We start from the raw sequence: 25,447 nt of genomic DNA on the forward strand, positions 1-25,447 counted from the left end.
ATCCTGATATGAGCACGCGTATCCTTCTGAATTGCGATATGGGCGAAAGCTTCGGGGCCTGGACGATGGGCGACGATGCTCATGCCATGCCACTGGTAGACCAGGCCAATCTCGCGTGTGGCTTCCATGCTTCGGACCCGCTGACGATGCAGAAGACCGTAGCCCTGGCCGTAAGGCATGGTGTTCGAATCGGTGCTCATCCGGCTTATCCAGACCTGGTCGGCTTTGGCCGCCGGCATATGGTGTGCTCGCCGGAGGAGGTGAAGGCGCTGGTGCTCTATCAGATCGGCGCACTGGATGCCTTCTGCCGCGCAGCAGGAACGACCGTGCAATATGTGAAACCTCACGGCGCCCTGTATAACGATCTGGTGCGTGACGATACCTTGCTCACTGCCGTGCTCGAGGCCTGTTTGCAGTTTCGTGAGGGGCTACCGCTTATGGTGCTCGCCAAGACGGACAATACCCGTGAGCAGCAGCTGGCGGAGAAAGTCGGCGTACCCTTGCTGCGTGAAGCCTTCGCCGACCGCGCCTACATGCCCGACGGGCAATTGGCGCCTCGCCGGGAAGCGGGCGCGGTCCATCATGATCCTGAACGTATTCTGTCCCAGGCGATCGCCATTTCCCGCGGGGATGCCTTTCCCGGTTTCGATGGCCAACCCATGTGCCTGACGGCAGACAGCCTGTGTGTCCATGGAGACAACGCCGAGTCACTCGCTGTGTTACGTCGCCTGCGGGCGGCTCTGGATGCGGCATGATCCGGATTGAGCCCTACGGCGCCGAGGCGCTGATGTTGACCCTGGCGGATACACCCACGCCCGATCTCCCCGGACGTATTGCCCGTCTGGCCGATCTGATTGAACACAGACTGGGCGACGGTGTGATCGATCTGGTGCCGGGCTGGAATACGTTGCTCATTCACTATGACTTGCTGCGCTACGACCTGACGGACATTCAGGCTCGCGTCACGGCGATCGTCGAGCGGTGGCGCAAGGAGCCGGAAGCCGTGCAGAGCACTTCACGCCGGCATGAAGTGCCCGTCTGGTACTGCGGGCCGGACCTGGAGCCGGTGGCCAAGGCCTGCTCGCTGACGGTCGCGGAATTGATTGCTTTGCATAGCGGACGCGATTATCTGGTCGGTGCCATCGGCTTTGCGCCCGGTTTTGCCTATATGGGCGAGCTGGATGAGCGAATTGTCCTGCCTCGACTGGCCTCACCACGGCCTCGGGTAGAGGCTGGCAGCGTGGCGATTGCCGAGCGCATGACCGCCATCTATCCCCAGGCGTCACCCGCGGGCTGGCATATCCTTGGACTAAGTGCCTGGCCGCTCTTTGACGCACAGGCCGAGCCGCCATGTCCGCTTGCTGTGGGCGATCAGGTTCGGTTCGTTGCGGTTGACGAGGCCGCCTATCGCGCCGCGGGAGGTCAGGTATGAAAGGGTTGAAAGTCATAAAACCGGGGCCGCTGAGCCTGCTGCAGGACGTCGGTCGTTATGGGTGGCGTCATCTGGGCGTATCCACATCAGGTCCGATGGACCGTCAGGCGGCGGCCTGGGCCAATCATCTGCTCGAAAATCCCTATGGTAGTCCGGTCCTGGAAATTGCCCTGGGTGGCGTAGAGATGGAAGCCCAGGTCGATACCTGGCTGGCGCTGACCGGGGCGCCGCTGGGCGCGACGGTAGATGGACAGACGGTTCCTGCCTGGTCGCGCTTCTGCATGAAGGCCGGGCAGCGGCTGCAATTGGGATTTGCCCAGGCCGGGCAACGCGCTTACCTGGGCGTAGTGGGTGGCTTCAGGGGTAAGACCGTGCTGGGTAGCGTGGCCACACATCGTCGCGAAGGTCTGGGCGGACTGAATGGCGATGGTCAAGCGTTGCAGGCCGATGACATTCTGGTTTGCAGCCCTGGGCTTGAGGCTTTCGACAAGGCACTGGGTGCGGCGAGCCGCTTCATTCCCGACTACCGTGAGTCTCCGGTGTTACGTCTGGTCGTCGGGGGCGATGGAGAAGCCTTTGCGGTCGAGCAGCGGGATCGGTTCTTTGGTTCATCCTGGCGAATCAGTCCTCAGGCCGATCGGATGGGGATTCGTCTACAGGGCGATGCACCGCTTGCAGCGCCAGTCCGTCAGTGGTCTCTGGGGGTTCTGGCCGGAGCGGTTCAGGTTCCGCCGGAAGGCCAGCCCATTGTGCTCATGGCAGACTGTCAGACCATGGGGGGATATCCGGTCCTCGGCTTCGTGCATCCGCTGGATCTCTGCCGGCTGGCGCAATGCCCCGCCCACCATGAAGTGCGCTTCAGGCCGATCGAGCTGGAGGAGGCCCAGGGTGATCTCAAGCGGTTCTATCGGTTCTTCAAGCACCATGAAATGAACTTATGTGCGGACTAGAGGGTGCCGTTTGTGCGAGTGATTTTTGCTGAGCCGTGCGTCATGACGTATAACGTTATGTAGGTATGGCCAGAAGTGATCAACGTATAAACAGATGAAAACACCCAAGCGCATGGAATCTCTGGTCGAGGACGGCCTGATTGATGAGGTGCTGCGCCCGCTGATGAGCGGCAAGGAGGCCTCCGTATATGTAGTTCGGTGCGGCGACGAGATCCGTTGCGCCAAGGTCTACAAGGAAGCAAACAAGCGCAGCTTTCGTCAGGCGTCCGAGTATCAGGAGGGTCGCAAGGTGCGTAATAGCCGTCAGGCGCGCGCCATGGCCAAGAGCACTAAATACGGCAGAAAGGAACGGGAGGAAGCCTGGCAGAATGCTGAGGTTGCCGCCCTGTACCGGCTGGCTGGCGCCGGCGTTCGCGTACCGAAGCCGCATGACTTCCTGGACGGCGTCCTGCTGATGGATCTGGTGACGGACGAGCGGGGGGATGCCGCTCCGCGTTTGAATGACGTGACCCTGACGCCCGACGAGGCCCGTGAATATCATGAGCTGATGATCCGGCAGGTGGTGCTTATGCTGTGTGCCGGACTGGTACACGGCGACTTGTCCGAGTTCAATGTGTTATTGGCGACCGATGGGCCGATGATCATTGACCTCCCTCAGGCAATCGATGCGGCGGGCAACAACCATGCCTTCCGTATGCTCGCCCGTGATGTGGAAAACATGGCCCAGTATTTTGGGCGTTTTGCGCCTGAGCTGAAGCAGACCCGGTATGCACCGGAGATGTGGGCGCTTTATCAGAAGGGCGAGCTATACCCGCACACCCCGCTTACGGGCATCTATGCTGAACCCGAGGGGCAGACCGATGTTTCATCCGTCATGCGCGAAATCGAAGATGCCCGGCGCGAAGAGGCACGTCGCCAAGCGGCTCGTAAAGAGGCCGAGGCACCGTCGTCCAGCGATGAGCCTCCACCCCCACCATGGCTGAGCTGAGCCTGATGCTCGGTCCGGTGCGATCATTTAATTAGGTAGTAACCATGAAAGGTCATACGCAAGTCATTGATTATCTAAAGGACCTGCTCCGTGGTGAGCTGGCCGCACGCGATCAGTACTTCATCCATTCCCGTATGTATGAAGACTGGGGGTATCTGCGCCTTTACGAGCGCATCAACCATGAAATGGAAGAGGAAACCCAACATGCAGATGCCCTGCTGCGTCGTATCCTCTTTTTGGAAGGGCAGCCGGACATGCGCCCCAAGGACATCAATGTAGGCCATACAGTGCCGGACATGCTGCGCAGCGATCTGGCGCTGGAATACGAAGTGCGTGAGGCACTGGCCCAAGGCGTTGCGCTGTGTAACAGCGTGGGTGATTTCGTCAGTCGTGAAATCTTGGTGGCACAGCTTGAAGACACTGAGGAAGACCACGCCTATTGGCTGGAACAACAGCTGCGGCTGATTGACAAGCTGGGACTGGAAAATTACCTGCAATCCCAAATGAAGGCCGGCGAGCCTTCCGAGACGGTATAGCGCGCCTGGTTATGAGGCGCAATACAGCGCCTCAGGCCACTTCCTGAATACAGACATCACTTAGCCCAACCTCAACGGCACGTCGCTCGATGCTGGGCTGAGCATGCAGCTCCCAAGGGGCATCCACCACACCGGTGGGCTCGGGGACATGCTTGATCAGTAGCTGCATGATGGCCTGCTCCTGAGTGATGGGTTCAAAACTCTCCATCTGTTCTTCGAGCGGCTCGCCATTAAAGCGGTAGTGAATGGCGTAACGGTGCAGGTTATGCATAACGATCTCCTTGAAGGGCCTGTACCTAGATGGACCGCGGCGGCGCCTTACTCGTTTCAATCATTTCGGCTTCGCGCTTGAGTAGCGTCTCCTTGCGCGCAACGCCCCAGCGATAACCGGTTAACGCTCCGCTGGCGCCGATGACGCGATGACAGGGCACCAGCAGGCCCAGGGTGTTACTGGCACAGGCGCGGGCAATGGCGCGTGGGTGACTGTCCAGTTCTACAGCAAGCTCCCCGTAGCGCCGGGTCTCGCCGGGCGGGATCTGCATGAGGGCCTGCCAGACCCGTTGCTGAAAGGCACTACCCTGCATATCCAGCGGCAGGGCATGCACCTGGGTCGGCTTATCGAGCTGAGCATGGACATGGGCAAGCTCATCGGCCAGGGCGGCGTCGTCATGCTCGCAATGGGCGGCGGCAAAGCGCTCGGCCAATTCCCGTTCAAGCGCTGATGCCTCGTCCCCAAACAATACGGCGCAGAGACCACGGGAGGTCTTGGCGACTAATACCAGCCCAAGTGAACAGACAGCAATGCCATAACGGATGTGTTCTCCCGCACCCTTGCGCCGACGTTGCGCCAGCGCCAGGGCGTTGGGCTGTTCATAGACAGCGCGGCTGCTGCCATACCCACTGGCTAGCGCAGCTTCCAGAACAGTCTCCGCTCGAGGCAGGTTGGCCTGCAGATGCTGCTGGCGACGGGCTTCAGCCCAGGCGCGGGGTGTAAGCCCGGTACGCTGTTTGAACAACCGGGCCAGATGCGAGGGTGAAAGCCCAATGCGCGAGGCCAGTTGATCCAGGGAGAGCGGCTGCTCGGCCTGGTCGAGCAGGGCACATGCGGCCTGAATCAAGGCGTCCTGCTGCTTAACGGGGCTTTCCCGGTCCGGCTGACAGCGTTTACAGGCGCGATACCCGGCTGCTTCTGCCTCGCTTGGCGTTGTGTAGAACGTCACACGCTCCTGACGAGGGCGACGGGCAGGGCAGGAGGGGCGGCAATAGATGCCAGTGGTCTGGACCGCAAACACGAATCGGCCGTCATGGGCCGTATCGCGGGTACAGACGGCATTCCAGCAGAGGTCGATGTCGAGCATGGCGGGGATCTCATCTCGTCAGGGTTTGGATGATTGTCGGCTTCCAGGCCGCGGTGGGCAATCCGGTTCACGCTTTCAAATCCGTACAGGCACGCTCCGTCCGAGACGAATAAAGATTTGTATCACTCGAGCGATACCCTCTCACAGTTAACACGAAACTAGCCTATGGGCTTCTGGGATCAGGCAATGAGCCAGATCAAGACCGCACTGTTTTTTCTGACGCTTCTCATGGGCGGTCTGCAACCTGTTCAGGCCCACGAGGTAGCGCTGCGCGTCGTGACGGAAGAGCTGCCGCCTTACAACATGACCATTTCCGGCAAGCTGACCGGCTTTAGTACAGAAGTTGTAGAGGCTGTATTGGTCCAGGCCGGACTCAACGGGGCCTTTCAGTCAATGCCCTGGGCCCGCGCCTACGAGACGGCGCTGCACGATGAAAATGTCCTGATTTATTCGATTGCCCGTACACCCCAGCGGGACGGGCTATTCAAATGGGTTGGCGTCATTGCTCCAGCTCAATGGGGGCTATTCAGTGACCGTACGCGAAATATTTCTCTTAATGCACTTGAGGATGCCAGGCGCTATCAGATCGCTACGGTACATGGTGATGTAGGTGAACAGTATTTGCAGTCCCGCGGCTTTTCCGTGGGACTGAACCTGCAATCCAGCAATACCTATGCGCAAAACTACCAGAAGCTCAAGCGTGGACGGGTGGACCTGTGGGTCGCCAATGCCGTTATGGCCAAGTATCTGGCACGGCAGGCAGGTGAACCGTTTGATGACACCGTGACTCAGGTTTATCCACTGACCGATATCGGACGCAACGAAGGGCTGTATATGGCTTTCAGCGCCCGGACGCCCGATGAAGTAGTCGCCCGAGCCCGAGAAGGGTTCGAGCAGATCAAGCGTAACGGTATCTATGAGGCATTGAAAAAGAAATGGCTGTAGATACCGATAATACTCATGCAGAGCTGCCGGAGCACTGGCAGCAGGGACGACACTCGCTGGGCTGGCGTCTGGTAGTTGTCACGCTGGGGTTCTGTTTTTTTTCACGCTGATCACCGTTGGGGTTCGTACCTGGGCGGTGTGGCACGAGAATGTCCATCAAATGGACATTGAGTTGGGGCTGATCGAGCAGGTCTACCAGCGCACCCTGACCAAGGCCATCTGGGACATGGATCAGGAGTCGGTCGAGGCGCATCTGGACAGTGCCGTTCATATCGCGTCGGTGGCGCGCGTGCAGCTGACCGTGTTTTCCGCTCAGCAAACGCCGATCGTTCAGGTGCGCTCCCGTACCGGATGGATCGAGTCAAACCTGGCTCCGATGCGCCAGGTTCCTCTGGTCTTTTCACCGTACGCCGGGAGTAGGGAGACTGTTGGGGCGCTGAGACTCTATGGCAATGAAGAGCTGCTCTGGTCTGAACTGAAATCGGTCGTGGTGTCAATCGTCGGGTTCCAGCTCCTGCAATCCATGCCGCTGGCCGGCCTGATCATTCTTATGTTCAGCCGTCTGGTCACGGTACATATCCGGCGTATTGCGCTTCACTTGGCTGAGTTGAGCCCCGAGCGGCTTCACCTTCCCTTACGGCTTTTTCGTTCTGCCGGGCGCGAGGACGAATTGACCCTGTTGGTACAGGGGATCAATCAGCTACAGAACAACCTGTCCGGGTATCTGGGGCGGCAACATGTGTACGAAAAGGAGTTGGCCGCGCACCGGGATCAGTTGGCCGAGCGCGTACAGGCCCGTACGGCGGAGTTGCAACGCCTGACCGAGGCGCAGCACATGGTGCTGTTGTTGTCTAATCGGCTTATCCGTGCGCCGTATGAGCGGCTGGAGCTGTATCAGCAGTCCTGCCTGAGCGAAGTGGCCCAGCGCCTGGGGGCCTGTTATGCCCTTTGGTATATCCGTGAGGAGTCGGGTGCTTATTTTCGTCTGGCCATGCATTGGTGCTGTGAAACCCACGCCGTCCCGGAAAACCAGATCAACGCAGCGCAGCTGGCGCATCTGGAGGTACTTCTTGATCAGGGCGAGCCGGTTACGTTCACTTCCGGCAAGGCGCTTACCGATGTGCTGTCAGCGTATGGTGCTGCCGCCTTCCAATTATTGAATGCCGAAGCCTCTGCATTTGTCCCGGTAGGAGCTGGCGATGAGCAGCTGGGTTTTCTGGTGTTCATTCGCAAGCAGGTTACCGACGTCTGGCAGCCCGATGAGCACGCTTTGTTGGCCATGACGGCGCAAATGCTGTTGCACAGCACCCGGCATCGCGTGCAGCTGGGCGACATCATGCAAACCCAGGAGGCGTTGCGGGAAGCCAATGCTCAGTTGAAAGCGCTTTCGCGGAGCGACCCGCTGACGGGGTTGCCCAACCGGCGGCATTTCGATGAGGTCAAGGACGTTGAGTTCAGCCGTGCTCAGCGTTCGGGCCAACCCCTGTCCGTGCTGATGTGCGATATCGACTACTTCAAGCGCTACAACGACACCTATGGCCATGCCCAGGGGGATGAGTGTCTGCGCCTGGTGGCGGCGGCCATGAAGGCCAGCATTGCGCGGGCGGGTGATCTGGTCGCGCGCCTGGGTGGGGAAGAGTTCGCTGTTCTGCTGCCGGCTACAGACAAGGATGCGGCGTACCTCTTGGCAGAGCGATTGCGTCAGGCTGTCTGTGACTTGGCTATTCCTCATGACGAATCGTCTGTCGCACCCATCGTCACCCTGAGCATCGGACTGGCCACGTTCGAAGCAGGCATTTCCAGCACCTTTCATGAGCTGCTCGAACTGGCTGATCGATCCTTGTACCAGGCGAAAGGGGATGGTCGTAATCGGGTGGTGAGCGCCACATTCAGGGAGACGTTATGAAAATTGGAAAATGGATGGCACTGCTGGCGGGGATGGTTGTTAATCATGTCATGGCCGAGCCGATTCAGGTGGTTACCGAAGAAAGCCAGTTCATTACAGTCAAAAATGGGCGTATTGGAGGGGCGGCAACAGAGGTCGTTGAGCTCACGCTGAGCCGGGCCGGGCAGACGGACTACAGGATTGGTCTTTACCCTTGGGCAAGGGCCTACGATATCGCGACCAACCAGCCAAACGTTCTCATCTATCTGGTTGCCCGAACACCGCAGCGTGAATCCTTATTCAAATGGGTAGGGCATGTAACGAGCATGCAATATTACTTTTACAAGCTAAAGTCCCGTACGGATATTGATCCGCAGAGCCTGGAGGATGCGCGGCAATACAGCGTAGGCGTGATGCGTGATGATTTCCGGCATCAGTATCTACTGCACCATGGGTTTTCCCGGTTGGTGATATCGGCTGGGGTTGAAGAGAACTTTCAAAAGCTTATCAATGGGCAGGTGCAGCTGGCACCGCTGACGGAAAGCAGCGCCGCCCATGAGTGCGCCCGAAAGCATTTTGACTGTACCGAACTGGAACAGGTTGCAGCGCTAGGTACCATTGAGGCGGAACTGTACATGGCCTATAGCGTGGCAACGGATGATGCTGTCGTGGAAAGGACCCGCACCGCCTTCGGACAGCTCCAGCAGGAAGGTGTTGTCGACAAGATCATTGGTACGCTCACGAACAACCATTGAGACACCTGCTCGCTGCATTATGAATTGATCCAGGTCTCGTCTTTACCGTAACGCATTGCCGGTTATTTGCAGGAATACACACCTTGGCAATCCGGTGATCACTTGCGCCGACATGCCGTTATCCTAGGGTGTCTGAGGATTGTTTTTGTAATTAAGGGATTGAGCGATGCAGGCTTTGACAACCATTACCAATTTTGGTGATTCCTCGGTCATGTTGCCGTGCGCATTGATTATTGCTCTATGGCTGTGGCTGGGCGCTTCACGCCGTACGGTACTGCTCTGGCTGTCGTTGTTTGGTGGGGCATGCCTGCTGGTAGCAATTTCCAAGATGGCTTTCTTTGGCTGGGGTATTGGCATCCGCGCCTACGACTTCACCGGCTTTAGTGGACACTCCATGCTGGCCTGCAGTGTCATACCGGTTCTGTTCTGGCTGTTGGCAGCCAAGGCCCGGTCTGTCGTGCGCTGGGTCTGTGCCGGAGCCGGGGCGCTCTTCGCCCTCGCGATTGCGGTCACCCGAATCAAGTTGGGGTTTCACTCGGTTTCCGAAGTGGTTACCGGGGTGCCGATCGGCTTTGCAGCCAGTGGTGTCTTTCTCTGGCTCATGCGTGATCGAGCGGTCGTGGTGAAATCAAACTTGGCTGTCATTGCCAGCCTGCTGGCCCCCTTGCTGGTGCTCTATGGACTCAATGCACCGACCCAGCATTTCATGGAAGATGTCGCAACCAAGCTGGCCAACGGTGCGAACCCCTATACGCGTGCTCATCAGCGTGCAGGTGTTAAGCCGATAGGCGATTAGACCTTAGTAGGGTGTATGATGGTGCATCCCGAGGAGTGACAGCTGCCATGGAGCAATCTTCTCCCGTACAGCTGTCATAGAAGCATAGATGGTGCGCTCGTGTGTCATCGGCTTCGAATCCATCAGCCCTGTCCAATGGAGGTCTTATGGCCACACCTTCGCAGCATGAGTTGCGAAAGCAGTTTCGTGCATTGCTTGAATCCAATAAGTGCTATGACGTTGGTTCGGTATTCGATCCGATGTCTGCCCGCATCGCGGCCGATCTAGGCTTCGAAATGGGTATCCTGGGTGGATCTGTCGCATCGCTCCAGGTTCTGGCTGCACCTGACTTTTCCCTCATTACCTTAAGCGAATTCGTTGAGCAGGCGACCCGTATCGGTCGTGTTGCGACACTGCCCATCATTGCCGACGCCGATCATGGCTACGGTAATGCCCTGAACGTCATGCGTACCATCGTCGAGCTTGAGCGCGCCGGTGTGGCAGCCTTGACCATCGAAGACACCCTGCTGCCTGCCCAGTATGGTCGCAAGTCCACCGACCTGATTCCACTGGATGAAGCTGTTGGCAAGATCCAGGCCGCTCTGGCAGCCCGTATCGATCCGGCACTAAGCGTGTTTGCCCGGACCAATGCCGGTGTCTTGAGCGTTGAGAAAACCATCGAGCGCGCCCGCGCCTATCAGGATGCAGGCGCCGATGGTATCTGCATGGTGGGTATCAAGGACTTCGATCATCTGGAGCAGATTTCGCAGCACCTGAGCGTGCCGCTGATGCTGGTTGCCTATGGCAATCCTGAGCTGCGTGATTTCGAGCGTCTGGCCAGCCTGGGCGTGCGTATCGTTCTAAATGGCCATGCGGCCTATTTCGCCGCTATCAAGGCCACCTACGACTGCCTGCGTGAACAGCGCGGCATCCATGCTTCCGACCTGAGTGCTTCCGAACTCTCGACGAAGTATTCCACGCTTGATGAGTACCGTGTCTGGGCACGTGACTACATGAACGTGAAAGAGTAAGGCGCTTCTTCGCGTCCCGACTCCAGTGAGCCCGACTGCCTGCTGAACGGAGAACTTCCACTCAGCAGGCGGGCCGCTTAAACCATCGTATACGCCTTGGGCGATGCCGCATCCTCCTGACTCACCCCCGTACACTGCTCCCGCTGCGCCTTGTGCGCTTCCTCCATGCGGGCCACATCTGCAGCCTTGATGTAATAGCCGTGATCGTCCTTGAAGCTATGCAGGATGGCAGTGGCAATCATGCCGATAAATCCCAGTATGGCCATCCACCAGATGTACCAGATCAGACCAAAGCCCAGCACAAAGCTGAATCCGGCGATGATCAGCCCGGCGCCGGTGTTACTCGGCATGTGAATATCCTTGTAATCCGCCTGGTGCTTTTCCCTGACGCCATGCTCTTTCATGTCCAGATAGGCATCAATGCCATGGACTTCCGGCAGCTCGGCAAAGTTATACGGAGCTGGAGGCGAGGCTGTGGACCATTCGAGCGTACGGGCATCCCACGGATCGCCGGTCAGGTCCTTATTGTGGGCGCGCTGGTGAATGCTGACGAGCAGCTGCGCTATCTGACAGATGATGCCGCACAGGATGGTCAGGGCACCGACAGCTGCCACGATCAGCCAGGGATGCCAGTCTGGATTGGCATAATGGTTGAGGCGGCGCGTCATGCCCATGAAGCCCAGCACATAAAGCGGCATGAAGGCCAGGTAGAAGCCGACCACCCAGAAAAACAAGGCATAGCGCCCAAGCCTTTCGTTCAGAGTGAAGCCAAACATCTTGGGAAACCAGTAGGTGATGCCGGCAAAGTAGCCAAACAAGGCACCACCAATGATTACGTTGTGGAAATGGGCCACCAGGAACAGGCTGTTGTGCAGGACAAAATCAGCCCCCGGGACGGCCAGCAGCACACCGGTCATGCCACCGATGGTAAAGGTTACGATGAAGGCAACGGTCCACAGCATTGGGGTAGTGAACTGAATCCGCCCCTTGTACATGGTGAAGAGCCAGGTAAAGATCTTTACGCCGGTTGGAATAGCAATGATGCTGGTGGCAATGCCAAAGAATGCGTTGACGTTAGCTCCTGAGCCCATCGTGAAGAAGTGGTGCAGCCATACGAGGAACGAGAGCACCGTGATCGCCACCGTAGCCCAGATCATCATGTTGTAACTGAACAAGCGCTTGCGGGTAAACGTCGCGGTCACTTCGGAGAACACACCAAACGCCGGCAGAATCAGGATGTACACCTCGGGATGGCCCCAGGCCCAGATGAGGTTCACGTACATCATGGCGTTGCCGCCCAGCTCATTGGTGAAAAAGTGCATTCCCAGGTAGCGGTCCAGACTCAGGAGTCCCAGGGTTACGGTCAGGATCGGGAAGGCGGCCAGAATCAGCACGCTGGTACAAAAGGCCGTCCAGGTAAAGATCGGCATTTTCATCAACGTCATGCCGGTGGTACGCATCTTCAGGATCGTAACGAAGAAATTGAGGCCGGTCAGGAGCGTGCCGAGGCCTGAGATCTGTAAGCTCCAGATGTAGTAGTCCACGCCAACGCCAGGGCTGTACTTGATCCCGGAGAGCGGCGGATAGGCGACCCAGCCCGTCTTGGCGAACTCGCCCAGGCCGAGCGACAGGTTGACCAGTACTGCTCCGACAACGAACAGCCAGAAACTGAGCGAGTTGAGGAACGGGAAGGCCACGTCACGTGCACCAATCTGCAGCGGTACCACCACGTTCATCAGGCCGACCACCAACGGCATGGCTACGAAAAAGATCATGATCACGCCATGGGCGGTAAAAATCTGGTCATAGTGATGCGGAGGTAGGTAGCCCTCTGCGCCGCCCGCCGCAATGGCCTGCTGGGCGCGCATCATGATTGCATCCGAGAAACCACGAAGCAGCATTACCATGGCGACGATGATATACATCACGCCGATTCGCTTGTGATCGACCGAGGTCAGCCACTCCGACCACAGCCAGCGCCACTTGCGAAAATAGGTGAGTGCACCCACAGAGGAGAGGGCCACCAGAATAATGAAGCCGATGGCGCCCATGATAATAGGTTCATGAATCGGAATGTCCGATACACTGAATCTTCCGTACATTCGCGTTGCTCCTCCAATGTAACTAGGCGTAATGACCTGAACGCTGGAGATTTCGTTAGTTCCACTCAATACCCTATCAAACTCGCCTCAGGTCTTTTTGCAGGTCTGTGTCTAGGGTGAGGCTCAGCGAACATTGGCGGCACGAAGCGAAAAGAGCGCATGCCTTCAGTGCTGGTCCTGGTATCGCTCAAGAACTGCAATGCCGACAGGACGCTTTGCCCAGCGAGTCCAGAATGGCGCATTCAGGATGTTCGTTGCCCGGGCATTGATCCACCAACTGTTGAAGAGTGTCACGCAGGCTCGCCAGTTCAGCGATCTTGCGGTTCAGCTCATCCACATGGGCGCTGGCCAGGGCCTTGACTTCGGCGCTGGAGCGGTGCCGATCACGCCAGAGCCCCAGGAGCCTGCCGACTTCTTCAAGCGAAAATCCCAGGTCTCGTGAGCGCTTGATAAAGGCCAGCGTCTCCAGATCACTGGTGCGGTACTGTCGATAACCACTGGCGCTGCGCCCGGCTGGGTCCAGCAACCCGATGTTTTCGTAGTACCGGAGCATCTTGGGGGTAAGCCCGCTTGCACGGGCGGCTTGGCTGATGTTCATGACTGATTCATCTTCTCTGGTTGCCAACGTTTGAGCAGTAAAGCGTTACTGACAACGCTCACGCTGGAAAAGGCCATAGCAGCCCCGGCGAAGACCGGGTCAAGCAGGCCAAACGCCGCCAGCGGAATACCAATGACGTTGTAAATAAAGGCCCAGAACAGATTCTGGCGAATCTTGCGATACGTACGACGGCAGATATCCAGCGCCCCTGGCACCAATGCCGGGTCGCCACGCAACAGGGTAATCCCGGCGGCATGCATGGCCACATCCGTCCCGCTGCCCATGGCGATACCCACATCGGCGGCCGCCAGGGCGGGTGCGTCGTTTATCCCGTCACCCACCATTGCCACACAGCGACCTTGCGACCTGAGCTGTTGTACGACCGCGGCCTTATCGGCTGGCAGCACTTGGGCATGAACGTCTCGAATACCGGTCTGCCGTGCAACAACCCTTGCGCTGCCTTCGGTATCACCTGTGATCAGATGGCTGCTGATATGGTGTTTTTCAAGCGTGGCAATCGCATGACCCGCTCCCGGCTTGAGCTCATCGCCAAAGGCCAGAAGGGCCAGCACCCTTGGTTCGGGCTGCTGCTCAATCAGCCAGGAAAGCGTGCGACCTTCCTCTTCCCAGGCGTTGGCCTGAGCGAAAAGCGGACCTTTATCGAGCGCTAGTTCTTGGAGCAGTCGCCCATTGGCCAACGCCAACTGCCGGTGGCCGATCTGGCCCTGAATACCGCGCCCCGGCAGGGCGCGGATATTCTGCGCAGCAGGTGCGTCCAGCAGGTTCTGCTCGCAGGCAGTGAGAACGGCCTGAGCCAAAGGATGTTCGCTACCGCGTTGCAGGCGGGCCGACAGGGCCAGTGCCTCTTTCTCACTTACGGTATCTGTCGCCAGATGAATCAGGCGAGGCTGCCCTGAGGTCAGTGTACCGGTCTTGTCAAAGGCAACGGTATCCACGGCATGGGCTATTTCCAGCGTCTGCGCATCCTTGATTAGGATGCCGTGGCGTGCCGCGACGCCTGTTCCTGCCATAATGGCCGTAGGCGTGGCCAACCCCAGGGCGCAGGGGCAGGCAATCACCAGAACGGCGACGGCATTGATGAGCGATGTTTCCCAACCTGCGCCTGCCAGCAGCCAGCCAACCAGCGTCAACAACGCGATACCCAGCACGACGGGGACGAACACCTCACTGACGCGATTGACCAGGCGTTGAATGGGCGCCTTGGCGGCCTGGGCGTCCTCTACCAGACGAATGATACGCGACAGAACGCTTTCACTGCCTAATGCGGTCACACGAACCGTCAGTACACCTTCGCCGTTGATGGAGCCTCCTGTGACACGATCCCCTGGCCCCTTGGCTACTGGACGACTTTCTCCGCTGATCAAGGCTTCATCGGCGTAGCTGTCTCCAGATTCCACAAGGCCATCTACGGGTATCCGTTCACCGGGGCGGATACGTACCCGATCATCTATCTTGAGCTCCGCCAGACTGACCTCCTGCTCCAGTCCGTCGTTGGATAACCTAAAAGCCCGCTCCGGTCGCAAGGCTTGCAGGGCCCGGATGGCATCACCGGTCTGCTGCTTGGCGCGGCTTTCCAGGTATTTGCCCAGGCGGACCAGGGCGATAACTACGGCAGCCGCCTCGAAATACAGGTGCGGCATGCTGTTGGACGGGGCGCTCCACCACTGGTACAGGCTGAGGCCGTAGGCTGCGCTGGTGCCAAGGGCAACCAACAAATCCATATTGCCGGAGCGGGCCCGCACAGCCTTCCATGCAGCCACATAAAAGCGAGCACCCAGCAGGAACTGAACGGGTGTTGCCAGTGCAAACTGCACCCAAGGTGGCAGCATGGCGTGGATACCCAGTGGTTGCAGCAGCATCGGCACAATGAGGGGAAGGGCCAATAACAAAGCGAGTATCAGGGCACCTCGTTCCCGGGCCAAACGCTGCCCAGCCGTTTTGTCATCATGGGTGGTAGCAAGTCGGGCCTCATACCCCGCCTTGCCGATGGCGACCAGGAGCAGGCTCGAATCTGTTCCCGGTATCAGCTCGACATGGGCCTGTTCGGAGGCCAGGTTCACGCTTACGGTATTGACGCCCGGAACCTTGCGCAGCGCGCGCTCGACCCGGTTGACGCAACTGGCGCAGGTCATGCCGGTGATATCAAGTTCGAGCGACTCGGTAGGAACGCTATATCCTGCGCGCGTAATGGCTTGCTGCAAGATAGGAAGCGATCCCTCTGGTGCGTGGACCCGGACACGTTCATTGGCCAGATTGACGCTGGCGCTTTCCACACCTTCAACTTTTCTGAGCACACGCTCCACCCGGCCGGCGCAGGCCGCGCATGTCATGCCGTGTACGGGTAGATCGAATTCGGTCATGGTTAATCTCCTCATCACAGGATAGAGGATCAACCTTGACCTCGTGTTAAGGTCAAGCCCTGCCGATCAATCCTTGATCAGGGGCAACATGCCGGGCAATACACGGTCCCGACGCGCCACGTAGTGCCAGATCGCCATGCTGGCATGTCCCAGAATCAGTAGGATAAACGCATACTGCACGGTGACATGAAATTGCTTGGCTGCACCGCGAAGCGCTTCAGGCAAGGGCAGGGGACCAAAGCTGAACAACCAGAAGTAGTTGACGGGGCGAACGCTGAAGATAAGTCCTGTGATGGGCATGAGAAAAAGCAGGGCATACAGTACTGCATGCCCCAGCTTGGCCAGTTTCTGCTGAAGCACGGCATCCGGCGGCAACAGGGCTGGTGAGCCATGTTTGAAGCGAATCATCAGACGAATCACGGTCAGAGCCAGAACGGTAATGCCCAGCGATTTATGCAGGGTGAAGACATCGGCTCCGCTGCCCAGTAGCCCACTGAAAAAATCTTCGAAGTAGGGAAGGGAAATGATGAGGATGACCAGAGGGGCCGTTAGCCAATGCAAAAGAATCTGTGCATTCGAATAACGCGGCAGTGTAGCCATGAGCGAGTCCCTATCCGCACGGTGTAGTGGTGATAGGCCGTTCTTCCGAAAGGGCAAGGCGACCTTCCGCAATAATAGGTGACTTACCGTGCTAACAGAAGCTGTCGGACTTGACCTTGACCTCGTGGGAAGGTTGAGAATGAAATTTTCCCGTCAGGAGATACCCCATGCATACCTTTAATGTACAAGGCATGAGCTGTGGCCACTGCGTCAAGGCGGTTACCCAGGCGATCACCGCATTGGACGCATCGGCCAGGGTCGACGTGGATCTGCCAACCGGCAAAGTCACGGTAGACAGTCGCGAAGCTCCCGAGCCGCTGCTGGAGGCGATTCGCGAAGAAGGTTATTCCGCTGAAATCGCCTGATCCCAGTCCCGCACCAGGCCCCGGAAGAGGATATCGAACATTGCGGTCGAATCCTTGACCGGGTCAAACAGGCCGGGGTCGCGCAGCCAGTCGCTGATCAGGCCAATGAACATCGAATGCACGGCAAAGGCAGCCATGCGAGGCGTGACGCCCGGTTGCAGCCGCTTTTCCTGATGCTTCCATAGCTGCTCGCACAAACCTATGAACTGTGAAATAAAGGCGTTATTGCGCTCCTCGGCCTCCCGCAACTCGTCGGTAAATTCACAGCGATGCAGCAGAATGGTCATGACCCGGCGACTGCGCTCATCCTGAGTCAGCCGGTGCATGCCGTTCACACAGACATCTTTCAAGGAAATAATCGGATCTCGTCCCTGACAACCGCAGAGTTGCTGATTAAGCACTTCCATGGGGGTACGAACCTCGTTGAGCATCTCATGGAACAGATGTGCCTTGTTCTGGAAGTGCCAATACACAGCGCCACGTGTGACTCCGCATTCACGAGCTATCATCTCAAGGCTGGTATGCGCCACGCCATTGGCGAGAAAGAGCTGTTCAGCGGCCTCAATAATGTCGCGTCGGGTCTGCTCGGCTTCTTCTTTGGTTCTGCGCATAAGGTTCGTATGAAAATCAAGGATTAAAACGATAGTTTAACGGTTGGCCGTGTATTTACAAACATTGTTGTATGTAACAGCATGGCAGTTCATCGCTTTTGGGCCGCTAGCCCCCTCCGGATCTCCTCAATGACATTTCGCATTTTGTTAATGCTGGGTGCGCTCAGCGCGTTTGCGCCGTTTGCCATCGATATGTACCTGCCGTCTTTCCCGTCACTGGCAAAAGCCTTTTCAACGGATGTGGAACACGTCCAGTTGAGCCTTTCGGCGTATTTCGCAGGCTTGTCCATTGGACAACTGTTCTACGGACCGCTGGCAGACCGGTTCGGCCGGCGTATACCGCTACTCACGGGTATCGTTCTGTTCACCCTTGCCTCATTGGCTTGTGCCATGGCGCCTACGCTGGAATGGCTGATTGCAGCGCGTTTCGTTCAGGCATTAGGCGGTTGCGCAGGCATGGTGATTTCGCGTGCCGTAGTGCGTGACTTGTGCGATCCGATTCATGCTGCCAAGGCGTTTTCCCAGATCGTTCTGGTGACCGGGGTTGCGCCGATCCTCGCGCCGATTGGCGGAGGCTTCCTACTCAATCATGTTGGATGGCAAGCCATTTTTATCAGTTTGGTGGTCTTTGCCCTGCTATGTGGCAGCGCGGTTGCGCGCTGGCTACCAGAAACCCTGCCGCCCGAGGCACCGCGTCCATTGTTGCGCAACGCGCTGCGGCAATACTGGCAAATGTTGAGTGACAGGAACTTCATGGGGTTTGCGCTTATCGGCGGCATCTCCATGGCAGGTATGTTTGCGTATATCGCAGGCTCTCCGTTTGTGTTCATCAACCTGTACGGTGTACCGGCAGAGCATTTCGGCTGGGTGTTTGGTAGCAATGCGGCAGGATTCATCTTATTTAGTCAGATTAATGCGCGCCTTTTGAGCCGGCACGGCCCATCCTGGCTGCTGACAAGAGTCACGCGGTTTTACGGTGCGGCAAGCCTTGTGCTGCTCGCCATCGCGGCCTTTCAGCCCGCCATGTTGTGGTGGATCTGTGTGCCGCTGTTCTGCTGCATCGCCTCGTTAGGCGGCATCATTCCCAACGCTTCGGCATGCGCAATGGCTGGTCAGGGGAGCAACGCAGGCAGTGCGTCTGCACTGTTGGGATGCCTGCAGTTTTCCATCGCGGCCTTATCGTCCGCGGCGGTAGGAATGCTGCATGACGGTACGGCACGGCCAATGGCGGCAATCATTGCGATCTGTGGCGTGGCAGCAGCGGTGCTGGCCTGGCTGACAACACGTACAAGGCCAGCACCCCACTGATCCGATCAGGCCGGAAGGCTTTCCGGCAGCTTATGAGGGGCTTTCAATCGAGCATTGAGCTTATCGACGTATGTACGCGCTTCGTCCTCGGTTCTAAAGGTGATGGCTTGATCATCCAGACGAACTTGCCAACTACTTTGAGGCGAGCGCGTCAACGGGCGGACTTCAATTTTCATTGCGTATTCCCCCTTCCCTCGGTTGTCGGTGGGCGCTTAGTGTAGACATTACTTAGGTTACAGAAGCGTGACGTGGGTCAAGTTAGTGACCGGTGGTAATCGTAATACCATTTCTCGAACGCTTCCGGTGGAAGCGGAGGGCTGAACAGATACCCCTGGCATTGCTGACAGCCGAGTTTACGGATCACTTCAAGCTGTTCGTCGGTTTCAACACCTTCTGCCAGAACGTCCAGGTGCAGGCTGTGCCCCAAGGCAATAATGGCGGACGCAATGGCCTGATTGCCATGTTCGCCATTATCGGTACGGATATCGCGCATGAAGCTCTGGTCGATCTTGAGTTTATCCAGTGGGAAACGGCGCAGGTAGGCAAGCGACGAGTAGCCAGTGCCAAAGTCATCGACTGCAATGCGCACCCCAAGCGCTTTCAGAGCCGCAAGGCTGGTCAATGCCATCTCGACATTTTCCATCAGCGTTCCCTCTGTGATTTCCAGCTCCAGCTTATTGGCAGGCAGATGTTGTCGATTCAGGGCTCTGGTAATGCGCTCAGCCAGATCGGCTTGGGCAAACTGCCTTGGAGACAAATTGACCGCGATGATGTCGAGTTCAATACCCTTGTCGAGCCACTCTCGAATTTGGTGGCAGGCTTGCTCTAGAATCCAGAAGCCCAGAGGGACGATCAGCCCGGTTTCCTCGGCCAGAGGAATAAAATCGGCTGGGGAGATCATTCCAAATTCCGGGTCACGCCAGCGCACCAACGCCTCTGCGCCAATGGGTTGGCCCGTTGCGACATCAATCAGGGGTTGGTAATACAAGACAAAATCGCAGCGTTGCAACGCTACGCGCAGGCGCGATTCCAAGCTTAACCGCCGACGAGCCTGCTCTGTCAACGCCTGTGTATAGAAGCGATAGGTGTCGCGGCCCTGGTTCTTAGCCAAGTGCATGGCCGCGTCTGCATTGCGAATCAGCTCGTCGGCAGTGCTACCATCGCTGGGGTAGACACTGATACCCAGGCTCAAGCTAAGAAAGACCTCCTCGCCATCTTCCAGACGTAGCGGGGCTTCTAACAGCTGGCGCAGCGTTTGCGCCAGCGTCGCCACTTCATCGAGCCGTTCGAATTGCTCAAGGATGACCAGAAACTCATCTCCTCCAATGCGGGCCAGCGTATCCTCGGGTCTCAGGCCGGATCTGAGGGTATTGGCTACTGCGTTGATCAAATCATCCCCTGCGGGATGGCCATAACTTTCGTTAACAGTACGAAAATGGTCGAGATCAAGCAGCAGCACGGCCAGTTGACCCTCTCCCTGCAGCCGTTTCAAGGCATGATCCAGTCGGGTCCGGGCGAGCAGGCGGTTGGGTAGATCAGTTAGTGGATCGAAATGGGCCAAATGGGCCAGCCGTGCTTCGCTTTCCTTAAGTTGGCTGGTATCGCTCAGCACCATGACGAACTGACGCTGGTCCCGCTGGCTAATCTGGCTGATGTTGAGCCAGCCGGGGAAGTTCATGCCGTTGGGGCGGCGCCATAAGACCTCGCCTTCCCAGTGGCCTTCCTTCAGTAACGTGCGCCATAGGGTGCGATAGAAGTGATGATCCTGGCGGCCACTGAGCGGCAGCGGCAGTTTCTGACCCTGCAACTCCATGATGGAGCGAGCGCACAAGGCTTGAAAGGTTGGGTTAGCCATGAGGATACGGCGTCGCTGATCAAGCACCACAATACTGTCACGGCTGTTTTCGAAAAGAGCCGCCGCCTGACGCAGCGACTCCTCCTGAATCTTGCGCAGCGTTATATCCTCGATGACCGCAATGAAGTAGTGAGGCTCGCCCTGCGTGCCTCGAATCAGGGTAACGTTCAGATCGACCCAGATGACTTGGCCATCCCGACGCACATAGCGTTTTTCAAGCTCATAGCTATCCATTGTTCCGGCGAGCAGTTCGCGAATCCGCTCGGTACCGGAAGGCAAATCCTCGGAATAGGTAACATCATGAACCGTCAGGTTCCTTAATTCATCGTGCGAATATCCCACCATCTGGCACAGGTATCGATTGGCACGCATCCACTTGTAATCAAGCCCTACCAGAGCGATTCCGATGGCCGCATGTTCGAACGTGGCGCGGAAGCGGTGTTCAATCTCGTCCCGCTCTTGAGTATGACGCTGTTGCCGGATGGCCAGTGCGGCCAGGCGGGTAAATTCGTTGACCAGCGCAATGGTGGCCTGCTCGGGTGACGTGAGCGTGTGGTAATAGATGCCAAATACCCCAACAGCACTTTCGGTCTCATCACGAATCGGCAAGGACCAGCCGGAGCGGATATCGGCCTGTCGGGCAGCCTCGCGCAAACCTTCCCAGTTCGGATCGTGCTCGATGTCCTGGCTGATGACCAGTCCGTTACGATAGACCGCTGCGCCACAGGTGCCTGAGTCTGGAGCAATAGGCGAGTCTTCCATTGCATTGATATACGCATCCGGCAGGCTTGGTGCTGCGCTGACGCGGAGTTTGTTTTGAGAATAATCCGCTAGCTGAATGATAACGCGCATTTCAGGGAATATATCCTCCAGACGCTTAGCAATACCCGTGAGGATGCTGCGTTTGGAATGCGCCAGCAGGAGCTCGTCGAGCACGGCATTGCGGGCGCGCTGTAAGGCGTCGGCCTGGAACTGATGATGGATATCAGTGAGAGTTCCCTGAAGACCATTATCGATGACCTTGTGAATCCTGAACGAGACCCAGCGATGCGAGCCATCTGCCTGACACAGGCGCAGCGTGGCAGAGCAGTCTTGTCGCGTACCATCACGAAACTCATTAAGCATCTGGCGGATGGGCTGGCTTTCCTGGCTATGGAAACACTGGAAAACCGAAACGCCTATCGTCTGAGCGATGGGTTTGTTGGTCATCCGCTCCCAGGCAGAGCTGAGAAAGCGCCAATGCCCATCTATATCGACCAGAAAGGCCACAATCGGGAGATGATCGATTATGTCCTGATAATGATGTGTTTCAGCGTGCGTCTGAGCAACAGGCTGGGGCGGGGAGGGATCATCGGCAGCCTGAGCAGTGGTATTTAATGTTTGTTGCAGTTGCTCTACGTGCCGCTGTAACTCATCAATCAGCTGTTGGCGCGCGTGGTGTTCTCGACGAACATAGAAGTAGAGCAGGACGGCAATGCCACAGACAAACAGAATGCCTTTGGTCGTTTGCAGGGCGCTAAGCGTACTGGCGTTGAATGACGCATGATCCAGAAGGTAGTCAGTGATCCCTACCCACGCAATCCCGATCAGGGCATACAGACCAGCCAAGCGAAATGGATGAAATGTCCGCATCCGTGTCCCCATCGTTCGCACGAAGCGAAAGCTGATATCCACAGTGGACAGGGTAGCGTGTGACGAGGTTCACTGCCATGCCATTGGCCTGACGCTTGATAGCTCTCTGAAAGCAGCCCGGCAGCTTTTCACTACCGAGCTGCTGGCGATCAGAAGCCTTCCAATACGATCTTGCCCTTGGCCTTGCCGCTTTCCAGCAGAGCATGGGCGCGACGCAGGTTCTCGGCGTTGATCTTTCCGTAATGCTCACCGAACGTAGTGCGCAGTACACCGCTATCAATCAGCTGAGCCACCTCGTTGAGCAGATTATGCTGCTCCTGCATGTCCGGCGTCTCGTACAGCGAGCGGGTATACATCAGCTCCCAGTGCAGCGACAGGCTCTTGCGCTTGAGCGGTACGGCGTCCAGCGACTCAGGGTCGTCGATCAGGCCGAGTTTGCCCTGAGGCATCAGAGACTCGATGATCTGCTCATAATGACGATCGGTCTGGGTCAGGCTCGCGACATAGGTAACCTGCGGAATGCCGATGCGCTTGAGCTCCTCGCTGAGCGGTTTGCTGTGATCGATCACATGATGCGCGCCGAGTTCGGTTACCCAAGCCTGCGTTTCAGGACGAGAAGCCGTACCGATGACGGTAAGCCCGGTCAACTGGCGAGCCAGTTGCGTCATGATAGAGCCTACGCCACCCGCAGCACCCACGATCAGCAGGGTTTCGCCACGATCAGCCTTATCACGTGTGACACCCAGGCGGTCGAATAGCAGCTCCCATGCTGTAATGGAGGTCAATGGCAGCGCAGCCGCCTGAGCAAACGCCAGCGACTCAGGCATGCGACCTACGATACGCTCGTCAACCAGCTGAAACTCGCTATTGCTGCCCGGGCGCACCAGTGATCCGGCATACCAAACCCTATCGCCCGGCTTGAATAGGGTGACATCGCGGCCTACCGATTTGACGATGCCGGTCGCGTCCCAGCCCAGAATACGCGGTTGCGATTCATCGGCATGGGGTACGTAACCCTGGCGAACCTTGGTGTCTACCGGATTCACCGAGACAGCTTTGACTTCAACCAGCAGATCACGCGGGCCTGGGGTTGGCTCGGGAAGTTCGATGTCCTGCAGACTATCCGGGTTGTCGACAGGCAGGCACTTGTAATGTGCAACGACTTTCATGCTGTTTTCCTCAGGAAATACGGTACATCTTGGTCACACTGAATTTCTCAGCGGTACGCTCGATAACCGGTAATGCGGCCTGGAAGTGTGGTGTTGCCTCGTGCTGGGCCAGGGACGCTTCGTCACGCCATTGTTCGATCATGTGAAACGTGCGTGGCTGCTCGGCATCACGATGGAAGTCATATTGGATGCAGGCATCTTCTGCGCGGCTCTGCGGCTGCAGGCCACGTAGGGCTTGTTCCAGTTCAGCTTCGGAACCCTCTTTGGCAACCAGGGTAGCAACCAGTGTCAGGGGAGTAGTCATCGTATTTCTCCTGTGAAATGCAGTAATGGTGTTCTCTTTCGCTGGATGATAAAAGCCGTTATAAAGCAAGGCTCTTTCAATAAAATCTTGAAAATGATCCGTCTGGCTGACTTACAACTGTTTGTTAGGACTGTGGAATGCGCCAGTCTTTCCGCCGCTGCGCGAGAATTAGGTCTGTCTGCGGCAGTCGCAAGCGCGGCACTGAAGCGTCTGGAGGATGCGCTCGATACCAGGCTGCTGGCGCGCTCGACCCGAAGCCTTCGGCTAACCTCTGAAGGGCAGATGTATCTGGAGCACGCCCGACAAGCCTTACAGAGCCTTGAAGAAGGGCAGCGCCTGCTGGAAAGCGGCAAGGCTGGGATCAGGGGTGTGCTGCATCTGTCGGCACCTTCGGATCTGGGTCGCAATCATCTACTAGAATGGCTGGACGAATTTCAGGCGCTGCATCCTGAGGTAAGCTTTCGATTGCTCCTGTCCGATCACCTGAACGATCTGTTTCGTGAGTCTGTAGACATTGCCATCCGGTATGGCGCACCTGAAGATTCTTCCCTGGTGGCCTTGCCCCTCGCTCCGCTCAATCGACGTGTACTGTGTGCGTCGCCTGCTTACTTTCAACGACGGGGCCATCCTCAGCAGCCGGATGAACTGCGTCAGCATAATTGCCTCTGCTATATGCGTGGTTCCAGGGCTCATGATCGATGGGTATTCGATGATGGCAAGCGACAGGTAACGGTCACCGTTCAGGGAGACCGCATAAGTGATGATGCCGATGTCATTCGACGCTGGGCCGTGGCCGGGCAGGGGCTTGTTTATAAGTCGTGGCTGGATGTCGCGAGTGATGTCGAAGCGGGGCTACTGGAACTGGCGCTACCGGAGTGGCATGGCGAAGTAACGCCGCTTAACCTGCTCTGTCCACACCGCGCCCAACTATCGAGCGCCGTGACGCAATTGAGGGATCTGATCCGGCTGCATTGCCAGAGGCTTCTGGAAAAAGCGCCCTGGCAAGGCCTATAGACAGAAATCAGGCGTAGGGGGCAAGCTGCTGAATGAGTTCGGCATGCAGCGTCTTGTCACCACAGGCGATGATTGCACCGCCATTCTGCGCGTCGCCACCATTCCAACTGGTCATGACACCGCCAGCGCCTTCGATGATCGGAATCAGCGCCTGGACATCATAGGGTTGTAGACTCGCCTCGATAATGACATCCACAAAGCCCGACGCCAGCATGCAATAGGCGTAACAGTCACCACCGAAGCGAACCAGCTGGGCCTGTTCGGCAATGCGTTCAAACGCTGCCAGACGCTCTGGTGTATCAAGGATCTGGGGGCTTGTACACATCACACGGGCCTTGGAGAGGCTGGCACAGGCGCGGGTCTTTAGCGGGGCGCCATTGAGCCAGGCGCCTTCTGGTGTGCCGACAAAGCGCTCGCCTGTGAACGGCTGATTCATTACGCCGATGACGGGGCGAAAGCCATCGTTCAGGGCGATCAAGGTACCCCAGAGCGGTAGCCCGGTAATGAAGGCGCGCGTGCCATCGATAGGGTCCAGCACCCAGGTCAGCGAACTGCTTCCGGTAACAGCGTCTTCTTCTTCACCCAGAATGCCGTGTTCCGGAAATTCGCTCAGGATCAACTCACGCATGGCGCGCTCGGCGGCCTTGTCGGCCAGCGTGACGGGGTCGAATAGGCGACCGCCTTTGTCATCTACCTGAAGCTGCGAGCGGAAATACGGCTTGATAGCCACGGCGGCGGCATCGGCCAGGCGCTCGGCGAACTGTTGATACTGGGTCGTTTCAGCGGCATTCAAAGGCATTGAAGTTCTCGATAGCGATTACGGAAAGCACAATGAAAACCGGCCGCACGAGAG

At 57.6% G+C, this 25,447-nt stretch carries 25 protein-coding genes; 13 read left to right on the forward strand and 12 right to left on the reverse strand.

The genetic code is table 11. From position 1 onward, the window contains the following. The first annotated feature begins 8 nt into the window (after positions 1-8). The 5 genes from PLU01S_RS04395 (at position 9) to bfr (ending at position 3,906) form a co-directional block, all read left to right on the forward strand. On the forward strand, positions 9-755 hold the full coding sequence (locus PLU01S_RS04395; protein WP_074822516.1) for a 5-oxoprolinase subunit PxpA: 747 nt from the start codon (positions 9-11) through the stop codon (positions 753-755). Beyond that, complete coding sequence (locus PLU01S_RS04400) at positions 752-1,432, forward strand: 5-oxoprolinase subunit B family protein (protein ID WP_074822518.1); 681 nt, start codon at positions 752-754, stop codon at positions 1,430-1,432. Before PLU01S_RS04395 ends, PLU01S_RS04400 begins: the two co-directional genes overlap by 4 nt. Beyond that, complete coding sequence (locus tag PLU01S_RS04405) at positions 1,429-2,382, forward strand: 5-oxoprolinase subunit C family protein (protein ID WP_074822520.1); 954 nt, start codon at positions 1,429-1,431, stop codon at positions 2,380-2,382. Before PLU01S_RS04400 ends, PLU01S_RS04405 begins: the two co-directional genes overlap by 4 nt. Before the next feature lie 94 nt (positions 2,383-2,476). Then, on the forward strand, positions 2,477-3,370 hold the full coding sequence (locus PLU01S_RS04410; protein WP_010795527.1) for a PA4780 family RIO1-like protein kinase: 894 nt from the start codon (positions 2,477-2,479) through the stop codon (positions 3,368-3,370). 44 nt (positions 3,371-3,414) lie between these two features. Further along, positions 3,415-3,906: a bacterioferritin gene (gene bfr / locus PLU01S_RS04415; RefSeq protein WP_074822525.1), complete on the forward strand. Its 492-nt coding sequence runs from the start codon at positions 3,415-3,417 to the stop codon at positions 3,904-3,906. Positions 3,907-3,937: 31 nt separating this feature from the next. Here the strand turns inward: bfr and PLU01S_RS04420 are convergent, their stop codons facing one another. Then, positions 3,938-4,177: a hypothetical protein gene (locus PLU01S_RS04420; RefSeq protein WP_010795525.1), complete on the reverse strand. Its 240-nt coding sequence runs from the start codon at positions 4,175-4,177 to the stop codon at positions 3,938-3,940. 25 nt (positions 4,178-4,202) lie between these two features. Further along, positions 4,203-5,264: a bifunctional DNA-binding transcriptional regulator/O6-methylguanine-DNA methyltransferase Ada gene (ada, locus tag PLU01S_RS04425; protein ID WP_074822527.1), complete on the reverse strand. Its 1,062-nt coding sequence runs from the start codon at positions 5,262-5,264 to the stop codon at positions 4,203-4,205. Positions 5,265-5,450: 186 nt separating this feature from the next. On the opposite strand from ada, the gene PLU01S_RS04430 reads away from it, so the two are divergent. From PLU01S_RS04430 to PLU01S_RS04450, 5 genes are all read left to right on the forward strand, one after another. Further along, positions 5,451-6,209: a substrate-binding periplasmic protein gene (locus PLU01S_RS04430; RefSeq protein WP_074822667.1), complete on the forward strand. Its 759-nt coding sequence runs from the start codon at positions 5,451-5,453 to the stop codon at positions 6,207-6,209. 160 nt (positions 6,210-6,369) lie between these two features. After that, on the forward strand, positions 6,370-8,115 hold the full coding sequence (locus tag PLU01S_RS04435; RefSeq protein WP_074822531.1) for a sensor domain-containing diguanylate cyclase: 1,746 nt from the start codon (positions 6,370-6,372) through the stop codon (positions 8,113-8,115). Continuing rightward, on the forward strand, positions 8,112-8,849 hold the full coding sequence (locus PLU01S_RS04440) for a substrate-binding periplasmic protein (protein WP_074822534.1): 738 nt from the start codon (positions 8,112-8,114) through the stop codon (positions 8,847-8,849). The genes PLU01S_RS04435 and PLU01S_RS04440 overlap by 4 nt, the downstream gene beginning before the upstream one ends. 166 nt (positions 8,850-9,015) lie before the next feature. Continuing rightward, positions 9,016-9,645, forward strand: coding sequence for a phosphatase PAP2 family protein (locus PLU01S_RS04445; protein WP_074822536.1), 630 nt, complete (start codon positions 9,016-9,018; stop codon positions 9,643-9,645). Positions 9,646-9,791: 146 nt separating this feature from the next. Then, complete coding sequence (locus PLU01S_RS04450; protein ID WP_019364929.1) at positions 9,792-10,655, forward strand: isocitrate lyase/PEP mutase family protein; 864 nt, start codon at positions 9,792-9,794, stop codon at positions 10,653-10,655. Positions 10,656-10,732: 77 nt separating this feature from the next. Here PLU01S_RS04450 and cyoB read toward each other — a convergent pair whose 3' ends face one another. The 4 genes from cyoB to PLU01S_RS04470 form a co-directional block, all read right to left on the reverse strand. Further along, positions 10,733-12,757, reverse strand: a complete 2,025-nt coding sequence (cyoB, locus tag PLU01S_RS04455; RefSeq protein WP_074822539.1) for a cytochrome o ubiquinol oxidase subunit I — start codon at positions 12,755-12,757, stop codon at positions 10,733-10,735. Positions 12,758-12,944: 187 nt separating this feature from the next. Next, positions 12,945-13,355: a Cu(I)-responsive transcriptional regulator gene (cueR, locus tag PLU01S_RS04460; protein ID WP_074822542.1), complete on the reverse strand. Its 411-nt coding sequence runs from the start codon at positions 13,353-13,355 to the stop codon at positions 12,945-12,947. Then, positions 13,352-15,751 (reverse strand): heavy metal translocating P-type ATPase, encoded by a 2,400-nt coding sequence (locus PLU01S_RS04465; protein ID WP_074822546.1) that lies wholly within the window; start codon positions 15,749-15,751, stop codon positions 13,352-13,354. The genes cueR and PLU01S_RS04465 overlap by 4 nt, the downstream gene beginning before the upstream one ends. Before the next feature lie 51 nt (positions 15,752-15,802). Next, positions 15,803-16,336 carry a cytochrome b gene (locus tag PLU01S_RS04470; protein WP_074822549.1) on the reverse strand — a complete coding sequence of 178 codons (534 nt, stop codon included), beginning with the start codon at positions 16,334-16,336 and terminating at the stop codon, positions 15,803-15,805. A 167-nt stretch (positions 16,337-16,503) separates the two neighbouring features. Between PLU01S_RS04470 and PLU01S_RS04475 the strand changes: the two genes are divergently transcribed. Beyond that, positions 16,504-16,701: a heavy-metal-associated domain-containing protein gene (locus tag PLU01S_RS04475; protein ID WP_010795514.1), complete on the forward strand. Its 198-nt coding sequence runs from the start codon at positions 16,504-16,506 to the stop codon at positions 16,699-16,701. On the opposite strand, the gene PLU01S_RS04480 is transcribed toward PLU01S_RS04475, so the two are convergent. After that, positions 16,680-17,312 (reverse strand): TetR family transcriptional regulator, encoded by a 633-nt coding sequence (locus tag PLU01S_RS04480; protein ID WP_010795513.1) that lies wholly within the window; start codon positions 17,310-17,312, stop codon positions 16,680-16,682. The two genes, PLU01S_RS04475 and PLU01S_RS04480, sit on opposite strands and share 22 nt — an antisense overlap. A gap of 129 nt (positions 17,313-17,441) precedes the next feature. Here PLU01S_RS04480 and PLU01S_RS04485 point away from each other — a divergent pair, with 129 nt between their 5' ends. Then, complete coding sequence (locus PLU01S_RS04485) at positions 17,442-18,620, forward strand: Bcr/CflA family multidrug efflux MFS transporter (RefSeq protein ID WP_010795512.1); 1,179 nt, start codon at positions 17,442-17,444, stop codon at positions 18,618-18,620. 5 nt (positions 18,621-18,625) lie between these two features. Here PLU01S_RS04485 and PLU01S_RS25650 read toward each other — a convergent pair whose 3' ends face one another. The 4 genes from PLU01S_RS25650 to PLU01S_RS04500 form a co-directional block, all read right to left on the reverse strand. Further along, on the reverse strand, positions 18,626-18,796 hold the full coding sequence (locus tag PLU01S_RS25650) for a hypothetical protein (RefSeq protein WP_010795511.1): 171 nt from the start codon (positions 18,794-18,796) through the stop codon (positions 18,626-18,628). Between the two features lie 77 nt (positions 18,797-18,873). Then, the gene (locus tag PLU01S_RS04490; RefSeq protein ID WP_074822551.1) at positions 18,874-22,107 is read right to left on the reverse strand and encodes a bifunctional diguanylate cyclase/phosphodiesterase; all 3,234 of its coding nucleotides are present in this window, start codon (positions 22,105-22,107) and stop codon (positions 18,874-18,876) included. 149 nt (positions 22,108-22,256) lie between these two features. Beyond that, positions 22,257-23,276 (reverse strand): zinc-binding alcohol dehydrogenase family protein, encoded by a 1,020-nt coding sequence (locus tag PLU01S_RS04495; RefSeq protein WP_074822554.1) that lies wholly within the window; start codon positions 23,274-23,276, stop codon positions 22,257-22,259. A gap of 10 nt (positions 23,277-23,286) precedes the next feature. Continuing rightward, positions 23,287-23,580, reverse strand: coding sequence for a putative quinol monooxygenase (locus PLU01S_RS04500; protein WP_010795508.1), 294 nt, complete (start codon positions 23,578-23,580; stop codon positions 23,287-23,289). A gap of 93 nt (positions 23,581-23,673) precedes the next feature. Here PLU01S_RS04500 and PLU01S_RS04505 point away from each other — a divergent pair, with 93 nt between their 5' ends. After that, complete coding sequence (locus PLU01S_RS04505; protein ID WP_074822670.1) at positions 23,674-24,594, forward strand: LysR family transcriptional regulator; 921 nt, start codon at positions 23,674-23,676, stop codon at positions 24,592-24,594. Between the two features lie 7 nt (positions 24,595-24,601). Here the strand turns inward: PLU01S_RS04505 and hisN are convergent, their stop codons facing one another. Further along, entirely contained in the window at positions 24,602-25,393 is a 792-nt protein-coding gene (hisN, locus tag PLU01S_RS04510) for a histidinol-phosphatase (protein WP_074822557.1), read from the reverse strand. Positions 25,394-25,447: the final 54 nt, after the last annotated feature.

Source organism: Pseudomonas luteola NBRC 103146 (genome assembly GCF_002091675.1).
Lineage (GTDB): Bacteria > Pseudomonadota > Gammaproteobacteria > Pseudomonadales > Pseudomonadaceae > Chryseomonas > Chryseomonas luteola.